The organism is Streptomyces sp. URMC 123 (genome assembly GCF_051386515.1).
Lineage (GTDB): Bacteria > Actinomycetota > Actinomycetes > Streptomycetales > Streptomycetaceae > Streptomyces.
Map to the genome: position 1 here is coordinate 1 of NZ_JBPQTV010000142.1, position 15,699 is coordinate 15,699.

The following is a 15,699-nucleotide window of genomic DNA, read 5'->3' on the forward strand; positions in this document are numbered from 1 at the left end:
CGTCACGGACAACGTGAACGTGGACGTCGCGCCAACCGAGCCCGGAGGGCATCGGCATCACGTATTGGACGTGCCCCAGTCGTCCTGCTCCGCCCCCCGCTGCTCCCGCAGCGAACGGACCCGCTCGGTCACGGACCCGGGGAGCCGGTCGCCGACGCGGCCGGCCGCCTTCGCCGCGACCTCCCGCCCCGTCTGAACCGCGGACTCCGCCGCGTTCCGGACGGCCGGGTTCCGAGTGACCTGCTGCGCGCTCTTGCGCAGCTGCTCGTAACGCTCCCGGCCGGCCCTGGCCCCCAGGACGTAACCGACAGCCAGACCGCAGACGAACGTGAGTCGGTAGCGCATGGCCTCCACCCTTTCCTCGTGTCTGATGGACACCTGTCCCGCCTGGCGGGTGCCCATGCGAGCACCGATTTCAAAGCACCCCCCGACATGCGCTAATGTATTGCTCGCAGCGAGGGAACGCCCCCGGGAAACCGGCCAGGCGGGACCGAGCGGAGCAGTCCCCTGTAGCTCAATTGGCAGAGCAGCCGGCTGTTAACCGGCAGGTTACTGGTTCGAGTCCAGTCGGGGGAGCCCACGAACGAAGGCCCCGTCAGCGGGGCCTTTTTTCATGGCTCGGGCCCCGGCGGAACCGCCCGCCCGGTGGCCGGTGTCCTCCAGGCAGGGGTCTGGGGCCCGTACGGGCGGCAGATCGTATGAGCAGCTATGCTGCGGCAGACGGCGCGCACAGTTGTGCGCGACGCGCCGTACGGGGCGGTAGCTCAGCCGGTTAGAGCAGCGGACTCATAATCCGTCGGTCGTGGGTTCGAGTCCCACCCGCCCCACCAGCAACATGCTCTGACCTGCGGAAACGTATCTTCGATGACCCTGAGTAACGCCTCGGGTCTAACAGAGGAGAATCTGCTGCTCAGGAGTACTGGTCGAGGTGTCGCGACAGGTGCGGACACCCCTGTCAGGCTTCTGACCTGCAGTAATGCGGAATGAGCTCATCTGCTGGAGGTTACCCAGCGGAGTCGAAAAGCAGGATCGAGTGGACGCGAGGAAACGGAGGCGGGGCGTCGGCCGCGCGCGGCCTGGCCGCCGTCCCGCTCCAACCCTGCCTGCAAGATGTCTTTCCAAACTGCTGCTCGACTCGCCCGCCGTGGGCGTCGGGGGCTTCGGCGCCCGCCCACCGACTGGACGCCAGTCCAAGGTGCTTCCTTGGTTGTGGGGCGCTGGCGGCTGCCGCTTGACGGAGGCGAGCCGCCACGTCAGTTGAGCAGGCCGCAGCGGTCGGCAAGCGGACACGAGGCCGGGCGGTGGCGTTTCGGATCGCTGGAGCCCGGATTCCTTACTCGGGTGACGAATTTTCACCCTTCTTGCCTCTGTCCCTGATGTATGAATCTTGCATGATGAGCGCAGGGGGACTGAGCGAGCAGGAGACGTGCCGGGCCTTCGTGCTGCCGGCGCTGACCGAGGTGGGCTGGAGCAGAGATCAGATCCGCGAGCAGTACTCGATCAACGACGGCAAGCTCGTGGTGTCGCCGCGGCGGCATCGGCGTGAGCGGGCGCTGATAGCGGACTACGTCCTGGAGTACCGCGACGACGTGCCCCTCGCGGTGGTCGAGGCCAAGCGGACGAGTGTGGATGTCGCAGCCGGCATCGAGCAGGCCAAGCGGTACGCCCGCAGACTGGGCCTGCCAGTGGCCTACGCCACGAACGGCATCGAGATCTGGGAGATCGAGATCGGCGGCAACCGGCACCGGGTGTCGACGTTCCCGTCGCCGGAGGAACTTTGGCAGCGGTATTGCGGAGAGAAGGAGATCACGACCGATCTGGAGCGCGAGCTCATCCTCGCCTCGTTTGACCATCGCTTGCGCAACAACGATCTCACCCCCAAGCGCCCCAGGTACTACCAGCGTCGGGCGGTCAATGAGGCGCTCTTGGCGATAGCCCGTGGCCAGAAGCGGATCCTGCTGACGCTGGCCACTGGCACCGGCAAGACCATGGTTGCGTTCCAGCTGGTCTCAAAGTTGCGCGAGAGCGGGTGGAAAGGAGGCGAGAAGCCCCGCGTGCTCTACCTGGCTGATCGCAACATCCTGGTTGACCAGCCGAAAGACGACTACTTCGAGCCAGTCTTCGGAGACGTCGTCCACAAGATCAGCGGAGGGGCGCAGCGCGCGCGGCAGATATTCTTCGCGCTGTACCAGTCGCTGGACAGCAGCCGAGGGGACGAAGCTGCGCTCTTCAGTCAGTACCGTCCAGACTACTTCCACCTGATCATCGTGGACGAATGCCACCGCGGCAGCTCGGCCGAAGAAAGTAAATGGCGGGGCATCCTTGACCACTTCTCGGGGGCCGTACAACTCGGACTGACCGCGACGCCGATCGCGGACTCGGGGCGGCATACCTACGGGTACTTCGGTGAGCCGGTCTACGAGTACTCCCTGAAGGACGGCATCGAGGACGGCTTCCTGGCCCCGTACCGTCTGCGGCGGGTCCACCTGAATGTCGACATGACGGGCTTCAAGCCCGAACCTGGGCAGCTCGACACTTCCGGCAACCCTATCCCGGACCGGGTCTATACCCAGCGCCACTACGAGAAGGCACTGGCCATTGAGGAACGCACCGAGGAAGTAGCCCGGTACCTCACGAACTACCTGGCCGATACGGACCGGATGGCGAAGACGATCGTCTTCTGTGAGAACAACGATCACGCACACCGCATGGTCGCCGCACTCAACCAGGCGAACCTCGACCTCGTCGCGCGCTACCCGGACTATGTCTGCCGAATCACCGATGACGACGGGAAGCCGGGAAGGGAGCTTCTGGACCGGTTCCGGCGGGACGACACCGACGAGCCCGTGATCGCCGTGACCAGCCAGATGCTGACGACCGGCGTCGACATCCCCTCGGCCCGCAACATCGTGATCGTGCGCCGGATCAACTCCATGCCGCAGTTCAAGCAGATCATCGGGCGAGGCACCCGGCTGTGCCTGGACATCGACAAAGGGTCCTTCGACATCATCGACTTCGTTGATGCGACTCTTCTGTTCAATGATCCCGAGTTCGACGGCCCGCCGCTGAGAGTCATCAATGACCGGACAGACCAGCAGGGAGAGCTGATCGAGCGCGAAGAGCTGGAGAGCCCGGACGGCCCCGCCGAAGAGGTCGCAGAACCCGACGCGGACTTCCAGTCGGGGGAGGGAGGCACACTGCCCGCGGATGACGACGGGACGATGATCACGGACGAGGATCGCGTCGATGAGATCCAGAGTCGTGGCACCCGACGCATCTACGTCAACGGCGTGGAGGTCTTCGTCTGGAACGACATGCACTACCAGCTGCATCCTGACGGCCAGTCCATGCGCATGGTCCACTACCGGGAATACGTGCATGACCGAGTGCTGGAGCTGAACCTGTCGCCGACGGATCTGAGGACGCAGTGGGCCACCGCGAAGAGTCGCAACATCCTGCGCGAGCGCCTGAACAGCGAAGAGATCGGCATCACGGAGGAGGACCTGCTGCGCAAGCTCGACCACCCCGAGGCCGACCCCGTTGATCTGCTGATCAACGCGGCCTGGGAGTTGCCCCTGATCAGCCGGTCAGAGCGGGCCCACCGGGTACGCCGTGAGCACGATCAGTTCCTCAAGAGCTTCGCACCTGAGGCGCGTGAGGTGCTTGATGTGCTGTTGGACCGCTTCACCGAGAAGGGCTCCACCGAGCTGGAGGCCGGCGCGCTGCGTGTACCACCCTTCCGGCATCTGGGTACGGTCCGGCAGCTGGCTGCGCGGTTCGGCGGGGCGCCGCAGATGCACGAGGCGATCGACGACCTGGCTAAGCGGCTCTTCGACGTCGCGTAACTACATCCCACTTTTAGTTTCACGTATCGATTTTCGTGAAGCTAAAGGAAACTAGGAGGAGTGTTTCTGCTACGCTCTCACGGTGCTCGGTGATGACACGACTCGCGACCGTCTATGGCGCACCGCCGCCAGCCAACGCGGCTACTTCACGGCTGCCCAGGCGCTCAAGGCCGGCTACTCCTACCAGGCCCAGCACTTCCACGTCGGTCGGCGCAACTGGATCCGTGTCGATCGCGGCATCTACCGCTTCCGCGAGTATCTCGACCTGCCGAGCACCGACACTGACCACCTGGTCCGCTGGTCCCTCTGGAGCCGGGACCAGGCTGTGGTGTCACACACGACGGCCCTTGCTGTACACGACCTGGGCATCGCCAACCCGGCGGAGATCCACCTGACCGTACCTCCGAGCTTTCGTGCTAAGGACTCGGCTGTCGTCCTCCACCGCGCCACTCTCGGCGCTGCGGACATCGAACAACACGAGGGTTTCAAGGTCACCACACCCCTGCGGGCCATCACGGAGAGCGCGGCTGACGCGGTCGATCAAGACGTAGTCGACTCCGCAGTGAACGACGCTCTCTCGCGGGGCCTGACCACCCGACGCCGCCTCCTGCACGCGGCCCAGGAACTCGGAGCGCGAGCCGAACTCGGCGTAGAGCGTGCGCTAAGGGAGGTGACGGAGTGAGGGAGAAGCGGTACCAGGACGCCGTCGCACTCCGTAGGGCGCTGGAGGCGAGGCTGAAGCGCCAGTCGGAGACCGATGCCACAGATCTGGGACGCCTGCGCCGCCGAGTGGTCTTCGACCGCATCGCAGCACGGCTCTCAGCCGATTCGGAGGCCGAGTGGATCCTCAAGGGCGGGGCCGCGCTTGAGTTTCGGCTCCGGAATCGGGCCCGAGCGACCAAGGACATGGACCTCGCCATCCGGGAAACGGGACTGACTGGCGGCACGCTTCGCGAGGCACTGCTCGATGCGCTTGCAGAAGACCCGGACGGAGACTGGTTCACCTTCCGGGTTCCCGCGCCGGTGGAGCTGGCCGCTGATACCGGGGGGCGCCCGGCGTGGAGGTTCTCCATCGAAGCCGGCCTTGGCGGTAAGTCCTTCGCCGGTGTCCGGATCGACGTCGCCGCCCGCGGCGAGGAGGTGGCGGGCACGGAGCGTCTGCCGCTCCTCGGTGCACTCGACTTCGCCGGAATCCCCGCCCGGACGATCGAGGCGGTGGACCGGCGGCAGCACTTCGCTGAAAAGCTCCATGCCCTCACACGTGAATACGGTGACCGCCCTAATACGAGAGTCAAGGACCTAGCTGATCTCGTGCTGCTGATCGAGACGGGTATGGCCGCAGACGTGGAGCTGTACGGCGTAGTGCGGCATGTCTTCACGATCCGGGACACGCATGCCGTCCCCCATTTGATTCCCGACCCACCACCGCTGTGGCGGGAAACGTACCCACCCCTCGCCGAGGGACTGACTGAGACAACAGCGACCTTGGACGGCGCGCTGACCGCACTGCGCGAATTCTGGGCGCGAGTTGTGAACCCCTCCACCGGAACGGAAGACTGATGCCGCCGCAGGACACTACCAACCAACTGGCCATTGACGTACCCGCCCAGCCCAAGAAGCGAACCCGCGGGGAACTTCAGTCGGCCATCAAGTCGGCGCGCGACATCATGCGCAAGGACGCCGGCCTCAACGGTGACCTGGACCGCCTGCCTCAGCTGACGTGGATTCTGTTCCTCCGGGCCTTTGATGTGTGCGTGGAGGAGGAGCGGGAGGCAGAGATCCTTGGCTACGAGCGCGTGATCCAGCCGCCATACGACTGGAAGAGCTGGGGAGCAAGAACCGAATTTACAGGGAAGGAGTTCCTCGACTTCGTCAACATGAAACTCCTCCCGTATCTGCGTGATCTAAAAAGCGATGAGGAGGGAGATCCCAGGAATGTGATCTCCACTATCTTCCAGGACGTCAACAACCGGATGCTTTCAGGCACGCTGCTGCGTGATCTGGTCAACGTGGTCAACGGCATCAGCTTCGACTCCACGGACGACATCCACACAATGGCTTACGTCTACGAGTCGATCCTGAAGGAGATGCGGGACGCCGCAGGCGACTCGGGCGAGTTCTACACTCCGCGACCGGTGATCCGCTTCATGGTGGAGCAGAGCTTTCTCAAGCTGGGGGAGTCCATCCTCGACCCGGCCTGCGGTACGGGTGGCTTCCTCGTGGAGGCGTACGAGGAGCTGAAGGAACTCCCGCGCTCCCAGATGGAACTGGCCGAACTCCACCACAACATCCGGGGCATGGAGAAGAAGCCGCTCCCGTATCTGCTCGGGATGATGAACCTGCTCCTCCATGGCATTGATGCGCCGAACGTGATCCGCACGAACGCGTTGCGCAAGATGCGGGAGGAGAGCAGCCCGAAGCACCGCGTGAATGTGGTGCTTACCAATCCACCGTTCGGCGGTGAGGAGGAGAAGTCAGTCGCGGCGGCCTTCGACTCAGCCGGAGTCGGCACGCACGAGACCGCCTGGCTCTTCCTCTACTCCGTGATCGGGCGACTGAAGCCTGGAGGCCGGTGCGCGATCGTCCTGCCGAACGGCGTGCTCTTCGGCGGCGGCGTGGGCGCGAAGATCAAACAGAAGCTGATGCGGGAGTGCAACCTCCACACGATCGTGCGTCTCCCGCAGGGCGTCTTCGCCCCGTACACGCAGATTCCCGCGAACCTGCTCTTCTTCGAGAAAGCTGGCTCGACGAAGGAGACGTGGTTCTACGAGATCCCCCTGCCGGAGGGACGACGCGGCTACAGCAAGACGAAGCCCATGCGCTACGAGGAGTTCGCCGAGTGCGCGAAGTGGTGGGGTGGTGAAGGGCGCACTGGGCGCGAGGTTACCGAGTGCGCATGGAAGATCGACGCGAACGAGATTGCGAAGGGCGGGTACAACCTTGACCTGTCAAATCCGCATGCAGGCGGCGATTTGGCACACAGACCGCCCGGGGATCTCTTGGATGAACTACTTAAAGCGGAGAAGGAAATCCTTGACCTGCTGACTGAAATGAAGGCAGGGATCGCCGAGTAATGATTCACTCGAAAGTGGCGCTGGGTGACGTGCTCGAATTCGAGCGAATCCCCGTCGATATTGACTCAGATCTCGAGTATATCCAGATCGGTATCAGGTCATTCGGTCGCGGAATCTTCCATCGTGACGCAAAATTCGGGCGGGATCTCGGCAAGCTGCGGTATTTCGAGATCCGCCCCGAAAGGCTAATCTTCAGTAACATCATGGCGTGGGAAGGTGCCATCGCCCTCTCTGGGGCAGGCGAGCGTGGGTGCATCGGATCCAATCGATTCCTGAGCTTTCGGCCCTGCGGCGGAGCGGATCTAAGATATCTAAACTACTATTTCCAGAGCGAAGGTGGCGCCGCTCAGGTCAGAAGGTGCTCCCCTGGATCCGCAGCTCGCAACAAGACCCTGTCCGTTGATTCCGTAAAAAAAATGGAGGTGCCGCTCCCGAGCGTAAAAGAGCAGCGTCGGGTTGCCGATAAATTGGATGCACTTTTGGGTCGCGTCGACTCCATCCATGAGCTGCGCGCACGGATGGAGCACCTTAGAACGTGCCTGGCCGAGTCGCTCATCGATTCAGTCGTGGCGAGTGCAACCGAATTGGCTCGGATTGGCGAGATTCTGACGTTCACTCGCACACCGGCACATATCGGTGATGCTGACACCTATCGAACCATCGGCATCCGGTCGTTCGGTCGGGGCATCATTCACCATCCCGACGTCTCCGCGGACGGATTGAGTAAGCTTAGCTACTTCACATTTCCCGAGGGGGCACTTGCCCTGAGCAATCTCATGGCCTGGGAGGGGGGAATTTCCGTGACGCAGGCAGAGGACGCAGGGTACATCGCATCGAATCGGTTCTTCTTCTATCTGCCAGTTGATGACCGAGCGAACACGAGCTACCTGCGGCACTTCCTGCTGAGCCGGCAGGGATTGGCGCTCGTCGGGTCTGCATGCTCGGCAGGCGCCGAGCGCAACCGAACCCTCGGCCGGAAGCGGTTCGAGGCGTTGACGATCCCGCTTCCCCCGCGCCCGGTGCAGGACCATGTCGCGAGTACCCTCGACCGGCTCTCGGAGAAGCTGAACACCGCATACGCCGAGCCCTCGCTCGCCGCCTTGCGGCCCTCCATCCTCAACGCCGCCTTCACCCGGCAGCTGTGACCCGGCGCCAGGCGTCGTCCGTCATGACCACGTGATCAAGGAACCGCAGTCCGACCGTCTGCGCCGCCTCCCGCAGGTGGTCGGTCACCTGTCGGTCGGCCATGCTCGGTTCGGGGTTGCCTGAGGGGTGGTTGTGGGCCACGCCGAAGGACGAGGCGCCGGCCGATAGGACCAGGGCGAGAGTGTCGCGCACCGGGATCAGGCTGCGGTCCGTGGCGCCGTCTGTCAGGCGGGCGACTCGGAGGACCTTGCCTGACGCGTCGCAGGCCACGACGATTACGCGCTCGTGGCGCAGCCCGCGTAGCAGTGGTGCGGTGACCGCGGCGAGGTCGGCCGTGGTCGTGACCCGGTCAGGGCTGTGCAGGTCCGTGTTCTGCAGGCGGCGAGCCAGCTGGAAGGCCGCCGCGACCCGTACCGCCTTCGCCTGGCCCATGCCCGGCAGCTGCACGAGAGCCTGCGGGTCGGCCTGGGCCAGGCCGCGGAGCCCGCCGTGTGCTGCGAGGAGCTCGCCGGCCAGCTGGACCGCGTCTTGCCCCGGAATACCCGAGCCTAAAAGGAGCGCGAGAAGCTCTCGGTCGGCGAGCGCCTCCGCGCCACGCGCCCACAGCCGCTCTCGCGGACGGTCGGCTGACGGCATGTCTTTGACCCGCATCCGTATGCCCTACTCAGTCCGCGGAGTCGCGGTCGATCGGCTCGTCCGTATCGCGGCCCCCGCTTTCGCCGTCGTCGGGGACCACCACATGCTCCTGTGCTCCGGTTGCTGGCGAGCCGATGAGTTCCATCAGGCGCTTGTGGAGGGTTTCGGAGCGCGCACGGAGGAAGCCCTCGTAGTCATCCCGCAGGGCGGCTTCGAAGGCATCCTCCTCGATGAGGCAGGTCGCCAGGCGCTTCCGAATCGTGTCCTTGCCCTGGGTCTCGCACAGATCCTTCAAGTAGACCGATGGCGGCTGATCGCTGATGGCAATATTCGATACAGAGCTCAGCATGATCAAGTTGGCGCAGACATTGGCCTGGCTCACGTTGAGTCCCTGCTTCTTCAGGAACGACTTCGGGAAGAAGTGGTGGAACTCCTTGTCGTTCTGCCAGGACAGCGCCTTGTCCGTGTCGATCCGGCGGCCGTTGCGGAGGTCCAGCGGGTGAGCCTCGGCGAGCAGTAGACCCAGCAGCTTCGACGGCGCATTCGTGGCCCTGAACTGATTGCGGCGCCACAGGACGCTGCGCGGCACGCCTGCACTGACCTCGATCTCATCGGTCCGACCCGAGGCGAAGCTGTGGACCGCTTCGCGGTCGTCCGCCATCTGCCGCGCGTTCCAACCCTTGAAGTACTCGCCGCTGGCGGTGAGCCAGAACCATCGTTCGATGGCGTCGTACTGGGCTGCTGTGGCCTTCGGTACCTGGCGGAAGATCTCGACCAGGACCGCGAACTGGTTGTAGTAGGGCAGGGCAGTAGCACGGGGCGTACGGACATGCGTGGTCAGGAAGTCGACCGCGAGCTTGGATGCTTCGACGGCGGCCTTAACCGCCTCCTCCAGTTCATCCTTGCTCAGATGCCGCAGCTGGTTCATGTCCTCACGAGAAAACCCAAACCCGGCAGCGGCGGAGATTGTGCGCAGCATGGTCTTCGTGTCGACTTTGCCGTACTGCTTCCGGCTCAGGACCTCGAGCAGCTCGTCGATCTCGTCTTTGAGATCGAACTCCGGGCTCCAGGTCGCCGCCCGCATCAGGTCGACGACGGTGAGCGGGGTCGCGGTGCTGTTGATCCGCTCGAAGACCTTCGCAACCTCGGTCGACGGCATGCCCCGGAGGGTGACTACGGCGATCTGATAGTTTGAGAACCGGTTGTACAGCTCCGCGGCCCGCTCCTGCAGGTCCGCGGAGCCGAGCTTCGAAGCGCGGTTGGCGAAGAGGAAGCCGTTGGAGAGCAGCCGGACCGGGATGATGTGCGCGGGCGGGTCCTCCAGCGTATCCGTATGCCTGAACGCCTGCTCTTCGAGATCGTAGACGATGTTCCAGTTGCTTTCGGCGTCACCATCCGGGGCCCAGTGCAGGGCCCCGCAGATCGTCGCCAGTCGCTGCTGTCCATCGAGGATGTAGTTCACCGGATAGCCATGACGGTGTTCGCCGACGGTCAATCCGGCGACCGTGCGCTCACTCGCAAGCTGCTCGGTGCTCTGCCACAGCAGGATGCTGCCGATGGGGTAGTTACGCGCTACGGAGTCGAGCAGATCGAGGATCTGCTGCCGAGTCCAAACGAAGTTCCGCTGGAACTTGGGCAGTACTACATCGCCCTCCAGCACCCGATCGACCACGGTTACCAGTCGTGGCACGCTTGAGTCCGGATCCTGTGCCTGGCGCTTCTGAACAGGAATCGTCGCCAACGCATTCCCCCATCTGAGCAGTTGACGACAGTCTATGAGGCGGCACTGACAACGGTGGTCGCAGCCCGGCACGACGGAAAGGCACTCTGCTGCGCGCGAGTTCGAGACCTCGACTTCGCCAGCCGTGCGGCCTGCGTCGATCCAGGCAGTTGCCTCAGGTGCCCCCTCGGCAGGGCTCACGGGGGATCCGCCAGTGGACACGCAGTGGACGGAAGGACCCGGAAGGATCAGGAAGGCCGGCGCAGAGCCAGAACAGCACAGCGCCTCTGACCTGCGGTTATAGAAAGAACGAGGCAAGAGCGGGGACGGTCGGAAGATCAGAAAGGACTCATAATCCGTCGGTCGTGGGTTCGAGTCCCACCCGCCCCACCGTGCAGGAACGGAACATCACCCGTCCGACCTGCGACAACAGGTGAGCCCCCGCTTCGGCGGGGGCCTTTTTCGTGGGTTCGGGATCGGCTGCTCGGCCATTGCTCGGCCGAGATGCCGGGAGGCGTCGTGGGCCGCGCGGGTCGCCACGATCGAACATCGCGTCGAACGGCGCCCCCGTACGACCCCGGCGTCGATCACCGGGCGCGGCCGAGTGATCCGTATCACGTCGCCGCCCGGGGGCGGTCCTCGCGACGGAGGGGTGGGCCCGCCTCCGCGAGCCCACCCCCGCGCGCCGGAGCGCCTCCGCCCCCCGGGGCCCGCGCGTCAGTCCTCCAGGTCGGCGATCACCAGCGCGACGATCTCCCCGGAGAACTCCTCGTCGCCGTCCTGGTCCCGCAGCATCACCTCGGCGTTGACGGTGACCCTGCTCCCGGACGGGGTCACGGACAGCTGGATCGACTCCTTGCCGAAGCCGTGGGCCGCCCAGTTGGTGTAGGAGAGGTCGAACGATTGCAGGGCCACGTTGACGACCGGGCCCTGATGCCTGTCGTTGCGAATGGGGGAATGGAATTCCGTCCACTCCGCGTAACGCTGGGTGGCCCGCCCCGGCTTCACGGGGTTGATTTTGATGCTCACCGTACGCATCGCGAGTGCCATCTGCCGTCTCCTCTCGATCGGTGGGGAAGCGCGGCGATCGGTCCGCCGCCTCACGGTTGTCAGACGACCTGGACGGTGCCCTGCCCGGAGAATTCCGCGACCCGGTATTCGACCCCGTGCGGCCCCGGCGACGCGTTGTCGACGACGAGACCGGTCCACATCCAGGCCGTCGCGTTCGGCGCGAGGTTCAGGCGGACATTCCTGACGGTGAGGGTCCTGCGGTCGCTCGACAGATGACCCGAGAACCACACGGTGTCCGACAGGTACAGGCGGCCGTCCTCGAACGTCATGCCGTGCGGTGCCGTGACCGTGACGGTCGTGCTGTGGACGGTCTCGGCCCCCACGTTCCGTACCGACACCGGCGGATACACGTAGTCGCCCCGCCCGGCCGTCCTGGTCCCGGCGCCCCTCACCTCCAGCGACCCGGCCTCGGCGCCGTCCTCCAGATCGGCCACGACCAGCGCGGTGATCCTCCCGGAGAACTCGTCGTCGCCGTTCTCGTCGCGCAGGGTCACTTCGGCCGTGACGGCGACCTTGCTCCCCGACGCGCTCGCCGACAGCCTGACCGTCTCCCTGCCGAAGTTGTGCGCGGCCCAGTCCGTGTACGAGAGGTCGAACGACTGCAGGACGACGTCGACGACAGATCCCTGACGGCTGTCCCGACGAACGGCCGTGGGAAACTCCACGTATTCCGTGAAGCGATACGTGCTTCTGTCCGGCCGCATCTGGGGAATGGCTATCGTCGCCGTCCGCATTGCCAATGCCATGCTTCACTCCTGCCCGCTCGATGAAACAGCCGGCCGGCACAGTGCGACCGGCGTTTCTGACGGTCGGTCGAACGTCGATGTTGCGTGCGCGCCGGACACCGTCGCAACCTCGCCCTCGCCCCAGGGACAACTTTCAGCCCACATGAAACCGACTGTCGGCATCGACCCCGCGGCGCGGCGAGGAGGCCGCGAGTCAAAAGAGAGTCTCGGGCCATGGCGCGGTGCGGTTGCGTTGCTACAGTCAGCCATGGAGCTGTCTGTGCATCGCGTCCCCGCTCGCGATCCGGGGCCACGCGGTGCGGAGGGGGGATTGGGGGATGGCCGCTTCCGCACGGGGCTGCGATTCGGGCACCGACGACGTCGCGCTCGCCCTCTATCTGGCGCTGCGCGCCCAAGGCCCCTGCACTCCCGACAAGGCCGCCGCCGAACTGGGGCTCGGCGCCCCCGAGGCCCGGGCCGGCTGGGCCGAGCTCCGGGAGCTGGGCCTGGTCAGGGCCGGGCGGTACTCCCAGGAAGTGGACTGCGTGGAGCCGGACACCGCCCTGATGGGGCTGCTCGACCGCCAGCGCGCCGCCCTGCGCGCCCAGTCCGAGGAACTCGCCGCGATCGTCCGCGCCGCCGAGTCGCTCACCGGCCGCTACCGCCCCGCCGTACTGCGCGACACCGCCGAGGTCGAGGTCGAGGTCATCAGCGGCGCCCGCCGCAAACAGCAACTGCTCGGCGAGTTCTCCGACCTGCTCCAGCACAGCACCAGCTCCATGCACCCGGGGCCGCTGCCGCCCGCCGAGGTGCTCACCCGCTCCCTGGAGATCGACGGACGCCTCGTCCAACGGGGCATCCAGGTCCGCGCGATCTACACCCAGGGCGTCAGCTCCGCGCCCCGCCAGCGCAAGTACCTGGGCGCCCTGTCCGCCGCCGGCGTCGAGGTACGGCTCGCCCCGCAGGTGCCGCTCGATCTGATCGTCGGCGACTCCAGCACCGCCATCCTGCCCGCGTACCCCGACGAGCCCGCCGACGCGGTGATCCTGGTTCGCGGCCCCGCCCTGGTCCGGTCCTATGTGGCCCTGTACGAGGACTGCTGGCTCCGCTCGGTGGCGTACCAGGGGCACTGCGACGAGTCGGAGGGCTGCGCCGACCAGCTCACCGAACAGCACCGCACCACGATGAGATTGCTCGCCAACGGGCTCACCGACGAGCGCATCGCCCGTAAACTCGGAGTATCCCTGCGCACGGTGAGCCGTCTCGTGTCGGAGGTCATGCGCCATCTGGACGCCGAGAGCCGGTTCCAGGCGGGGGCGCTGGCGGCCGCACAGGGACTGATCTGACCTGCGGATTCACGCCATGGCGTGGATTCGCAGGCGCGAGGTCTGGTTCGCTTGCGCGGCTGGAGGCACCCTGACACCTACCCGAGGCCGCGACCCCGGCCCAAGGCCTCACCGCTCGGTAACCCGCGGACCCGCAGAGAAGGAACACGATGTCGCCCACACGGCACCTGATCAAGATCTCCGCAGTCGCAGCCCTGGTCATCGGTCTCTCCACGGGCGCCGGCGCCGCGTACGCGGCCACCCTCGACACCTCCGCGGCACCGGCCACGACCGATGCCCGGTCCACCACGGATGTCCGTCCCGGCGGCTCCGGCGACGACATATGGTGGCCCAGCTCGGCCCGGCCCCAGCAGGACGGCGGGTCCGGCCCCGACGACATCTGGTGGCCCTGACGCGCCGTCACCGCCGGGCGGGCGGGCGCTGACCGGCCGTCCGGCTCTCTGCGATCTCTGCAACCCCAGGGCCCCTGTTCGGCGCGGTACGGCTCGTGGCTGTTGGCCACGGGGCGTACCGCGCCGTTGTGCGGTGTCCGGCTGCGCGCTTTTTGTGTACGGCTGTGGGTACGGCTCGTGCTGCGGCTGCGGCTGCGGCTGCGTGCGGGCCGCTCCGCTCCGCTCCGACCATGGTGAAACCGGTGGTTGGTCCGCGGCGGGGGTTCCGCGGACCAACCACCGGGGGCGCTCGGGACGCCCCGGCGAGGGGTCTAGGTGAGGTGGCGCAGGGTGCGCGTACGGGACGCCGCGCGCACCGAGCCGCACACCAACTCGTCCATCTCCGCCGCGGCGTCGCGCGCCGCGCAGTGGTCCGCCAGCCAGTCGGCGTGCCGGCGGAGGAAGGCCGCGAGGGCCGGCACGGTGCGTCTGGGCGGCGTCGCCGCCAGGCTGTCCACGACCAGCTCCGCCCAGGCGGCGAGCGTGCCGCGGATGGCCGCGCGCGCCTCCACGGCGTCGGCGGTCGCCGCGAGGTCCGGCGCGGGGCCGGGGCCGCGCCCGACTCCTGGGGGTGCCGGGACCAGCGAGGCTTCCAGCTCGTCGTAGATCGCGGGCAGTGCGACGAGGTGATTCTCGAGCCGGTCCCGGCACGATCTGCACAGACCGGTGTCCGCTGAACCGCAGCGGTGTCGCCCGGCCCGGAAATCGAGGTGGGGCATGTCCTGCTGAGGCACGTTTCGTGGGCGTTGCATGTCCTGCACGGCTGATCCCCCATCCGTCGCCGCGGTGACGGATGAAAGCCAATCAAATGAGGGAAGGTGCCAACAATAAGTCCTGAATTGCTGGAGTACGCCATGGCGTAAGCGCGCCAGTCGCCCTCCGGGCGGGTTGGCGCGACGTCCACGTTGTGGGTCGTCCCTGACGTGACCGTCGCCGTCTTTCCGGCCTCCGGCCGGGGATCTTTTCCCGCGCGTCGCCCTCCGGGCCGGTTCGCGCGACGACCACGGTCACGTTGCCTGTGACGTGAGCGCGTTTGCCCGCGCCTTCGGGGCGGGGACCACCACCTCAGCCCGGCCGTAGGCCGGGGGGACCACCCCGCCCCTTCGGGGCGAAGCCCCATTTCCCGCCCCGCAGGGGCGGGACTCGTTTTCCCCCGCCTTCGGCGCGGAGCCCCCCCGTCCCCGGCCGTAGGCCGGGGCTTTTTCCCGCCCCTTCGGGGCGGGGGTGGTGGGTTGCGGTCGTGCGCTCTGTTCGTGGGTGGTGTCGGTGCCGCGCCGGGGTACCTCCTCGGCGGCGCACCGTGCGGGTTGTGTTTCGGCTCTCCCTGGGGAGATGTGCGCCGCGCTGCGGGGGCACCCCGCCACGTCCCCTCGGGCCGGTAGCGCGTCGCGCCCGCGGTAGGGGGGTGGTCGTAGCTGGTTGCGGCCGGCCCTCTGCTTCCGGCCCGTTTTCTTTTCTCCGGCGAAGCCGGAGCTGTGGCGGCAGGTCGCGAGCACGGCTCAGCCAGACACGCAGGGAGTGCGTAACCCCCACCCAGCTTTGTGCGCCCGAACCGGCCGGAGGGGACGTAGCGGGGTGCCCCCGCAGCGCGGCGCACGAAACGGCGAGAAAGCCGAACACACCACGTACACGTGCGCCGCCGAGGAGGTACCCCGGTGCGGCACCGACACCACCCAGCAACCGGGCGCGCAAACACCACCCCACC

At 66.4% G+C, this 15,699-nt stretch carries 13 protein-coding genes and 2 tRNA genes; 9 read left to right on the forward strand and 6 right to left on the reverse strand.

Annotation, left to right across the window (positions count from 1 at the left end; genetic code table 11):
- Positions 1-57: 57 nt before the first annotated feature.
- Positions 58-345 carry a YtxH domain-containing protein gene (locus ACSNOD_RS17730; protein WP_436767927.1) on the reverse strand — a complete coding sequence of 96 codons (288 nt, stop codon included), beginning with the start codon at positions 343-345 and terminating at the stop codon, positions 58-60.
- Between the two features lie 158 nt (positions 346-503).
- Between ACSNOD_RS17730 and ACSNOD_RS17735 the strand changes: the two genes are divergently transcribed.
- The 7 genes from ACSNOD_RS17735 to ACSNOD_RS17765 all read left to right on the forward strand — a co-directional run bounded on the left by ACSNOD_RS17735 (position 504) and on the right by ACSNOD_RS17765 (position 8,064).
- Positions 504-576, forward strand: a tRNA-Asn gene (locus ACSNOD_RS17735).
- 177 nt (positions 577-753) lie between these two features.
- Positions 754-830 (forward strand) — tRNA-Ile (locus tag ACSNOD_RS17740).
- Positions 831-1,391: 561 nt separating this feature from the next.
- Complete coding sequence (hsdR, locus tag ACSNOD_RS17745) at positions 1,392-3,845, forward strand: EcoAI/FtnUII family type I restriction enzme subunit R (RefSeq protein WP_436767928.1); 2,454 nt, start codon at positions 1,392-1,394, stop codon at positions 3,843-3,845.
- An 82-nt stretch (positions 3,846-3,927) separates the two neighbouring features.
- Positions 3,928-4,527 carry a type IV toxin-antitoxin system AbiEi family antitoxin domain-containing protein gene (locus ACSNOD_RS17750; RefSeq protein ID WP_436767929.1) on the forward strand — a complete coding sequence of 200 codons (600 nt, stop codon included), beginning with the start codon at positions 3,928-3,930 and terminating at the stop codon, positions 4,525-4,527.
- Positions 4,524-5,405 carry a nucleotidyl transferase AbiEii/AbiGii toxin family protein gene (locus ACSNOD_RS17755; protein WP_436767930.1) on the forward strand — a complete coding sequence of 294 codons (882 nt, stop codon included), beginning with the start codon at positions 4,524-4,526 and terminating at the stop codon, positions 5,403-5,405. Before ACSNOD_RS17750 ends, ACSNOD_RS17755 begins: the two co-directional genes overlap by 4 nt.
- Positions 5,405-6,919: a type I restriction-modification system subunit M gene (locus ACSNOD_RS17760; protein WP_436767931.1), complete on the forward strand. Its 1,515-nt coding sequence runs from the start codon at positions 5,405-5,407 to the stop codon at positions 6,917-6,919. The genes ACSNOD_RS17755 and ACSNOD_RS17760 overlap by 1 nt, the downstream gene beginning before the upstream one ends.
- A complete protein-coding gene (locus ACSNOD_RS17765; protein WP_436767932.1) occupies positions 6,919-8,064 on the forward strand; it encodes a hypothetical protein in 1,146 nt (381 codons plus the stop codon). Before ACSNOD_RS17760 ends, ACSNOD_RS17765 begins: the two co-directional genes overlap by 1 nt.
- Here ACSNOD_RS17765 and radC read toward each other — a convergent pair.
- The 4 genes from radC to ACSNOD_RS17785 form a co-directional block, all read right to left on the reverse strand.
- On the reverse strand, positions 8,048-8,701 hold the full coding sequence (gene radC / locus ACSNOD_RS17770; RefSeq protein WP_436767933.1) for a RadC family protein: 654 nt from the start codon (positions 8,699-8,701) through the stop codon (positions 8,048-8,050). The two genes, ACSNOD_RS17765 and radC, sit on opposite strands and share 17 nt — an antisense overlap.
- A 28-nt stretch (positions 8,702-8,729) precedes the next feature.
- Complete coding sequence (locus ACSNOD_RS17775; protein WP_436767934.1) at positions 8,730-10,622, reverse strand: GmrSD restriction endonuclease domain-containing protein; 1,893 nt, start codon at positions 10,620-10,622, stop codon at positions 8,730-8,732.
- Between the two features lie 516 nt (positions 10,623-11,138).
- A complete protein-coding gene (locus ACSNOD_RS17780; protein WP_436767935.1) occupies positions 11,139-11,471 on the reverse strand; it encodes a hypothetical protein in 333 nt (110 codons plus the stop codon).
- Positions 11,472-11,530: 59 nt separating this feature from the next.
- A complete protein-coding gene (locus tag ACSNOD_RS17785) occupies positions 11,531-12,238 on the reverse strand; it encodes a hypothetical protein (protein ID WP_436767936.1) in 708 nt (235 codons plus the stop codon).
- A 317-nt stretch (positions 12,239-12,555) separates the two neighbouring features.
- Between ACSNOD_RS17785 and ACSNOD_RS17790 the strand changes: the two genes are divergently transcribed.
- Both ACSNOD_RS17790 and ACSNOD_RS17795 read left to right on the forward strand, forming a co-directional pair.
- Positions 12,556-13,563 carry a helix-turn-helix transcriptional regulator gene (locus ACSNOD_RS17790; protein ID WP_436767937.1) on the forward strand — a complete coding sequence of 336 codons (1,008 nt, stop codon included), beginning with the start codon at positions 12,556-12,558 and terminating at the stop codon, positions 13,561-13,563.
- A 149-nt stretch (positions 13,564-13,712) separates the two neighbouring features.
- On the forward strand, positions 13,713-13,955 hold the full coding sequence (locus ACSNOD_RS17795) for a hypothetical protein (RefSeq protein WP_436767938.1): 243 nt from the start codon (positions 13,713-13,715) through the stop codon (positions 13,953-13,955).
- A gap of 311 nt (positions 13,956-14,266) precedes the next feature.
- Here the strand turns inward: ACSNOD_RS17795 and ACSNOD_RS17800 are convergent, their stop codons facing one another.
- Positions 14,267-14,713, reverse strand: coding sequence for a hypothetical protein (locus tag ACSNOD_RS17800; protein ID WP_436767939.1), 447 nt, complete (start codon positions 14,711-14,713; stop codon positions 14,267-14,269).
- Between the last annotated feature and the right edge of the window lie 986 nt (positions 14,714-15,699).

What these genes read in the sequence shown, in the direction of transcription:
- ACSNOD_RS17790 (WP_436767937.1), top strand. Translation starts at nt 12,556, where the DNA reads ATGGCCGCTTCCGCACGGGGCTGCGATTCGGGCACCGACGACGTCGCG.
- ACSNOD_RS17795 (WP_436767938.1), top strand. Translation starts at nt 13,713, where the DNA reads ATGTCGCCCACACGGCACCTGATCAAGATCTCCGCAGTCGCAGCCCTG.
- ACSNOD_RS17760 (WP_436767931.1), top strand. Translation starts at nt 5,405, where the DNA reads ATGCCGCCGCAGGACACTACCAACCAACTGGCCATTGACGTACCCGCC.
- radC (WP_436767933.1), bottom strand. Translation starts at nt 8,701, where the DNA reads ATGCCGTCAGCCGACCGTCCGCGAGAGCGGCTGTGGGCGCGTGGCGCG.
- ACSNOD_RS17800 (WP_436767939.1), bottom strand. Translation starts at nt 14,713, where the DNA reads ATGCCCCACCTCGATTTCCGGGCCGGGCGACACCGCTGCGGTTCAGCG.
- ACSNOD_RS17780 (WP_436767935.1), bottom strand. Translation starts at nt 11,471, where the DNA reads ATGGCACTCGCGATGCGTACGGTGAGCATCAAAATCAACCCCGTGAAG.
- hsdR (WP_436767928.1), top strand. Translation starts at nt 1,392, where the DNA reads ATGATGAGCGCAGGGGGACTGAGCGAGCAGGAGACGTGCCGGGCCTTC.
- ACSNOD_RS17730 (WP_436767927.1), bottom strand. Translation starts at nt 345, where the DNA reads ATGCGCTACCGACTCACGTTCGTCTGCGGTCTGGCTGTCGGTTACGTC.
- ACSNOD_RS17765 (WP_436767932.1), top strand. Translation starts at nt 6,919, where the DNA reads ATGATTCACTCGAAAGTGGCGCTGGGTGACGTGCTCGAATTCGAGCGA.
- ACSNOD_RS17785 (WP_436767936.1), bottom strand. Translation starts at nt 12,238, where the DNA reads ATGGCATTGGCAATGCGGACGGCGACGATAGCCATTCCCCAGATGCGG.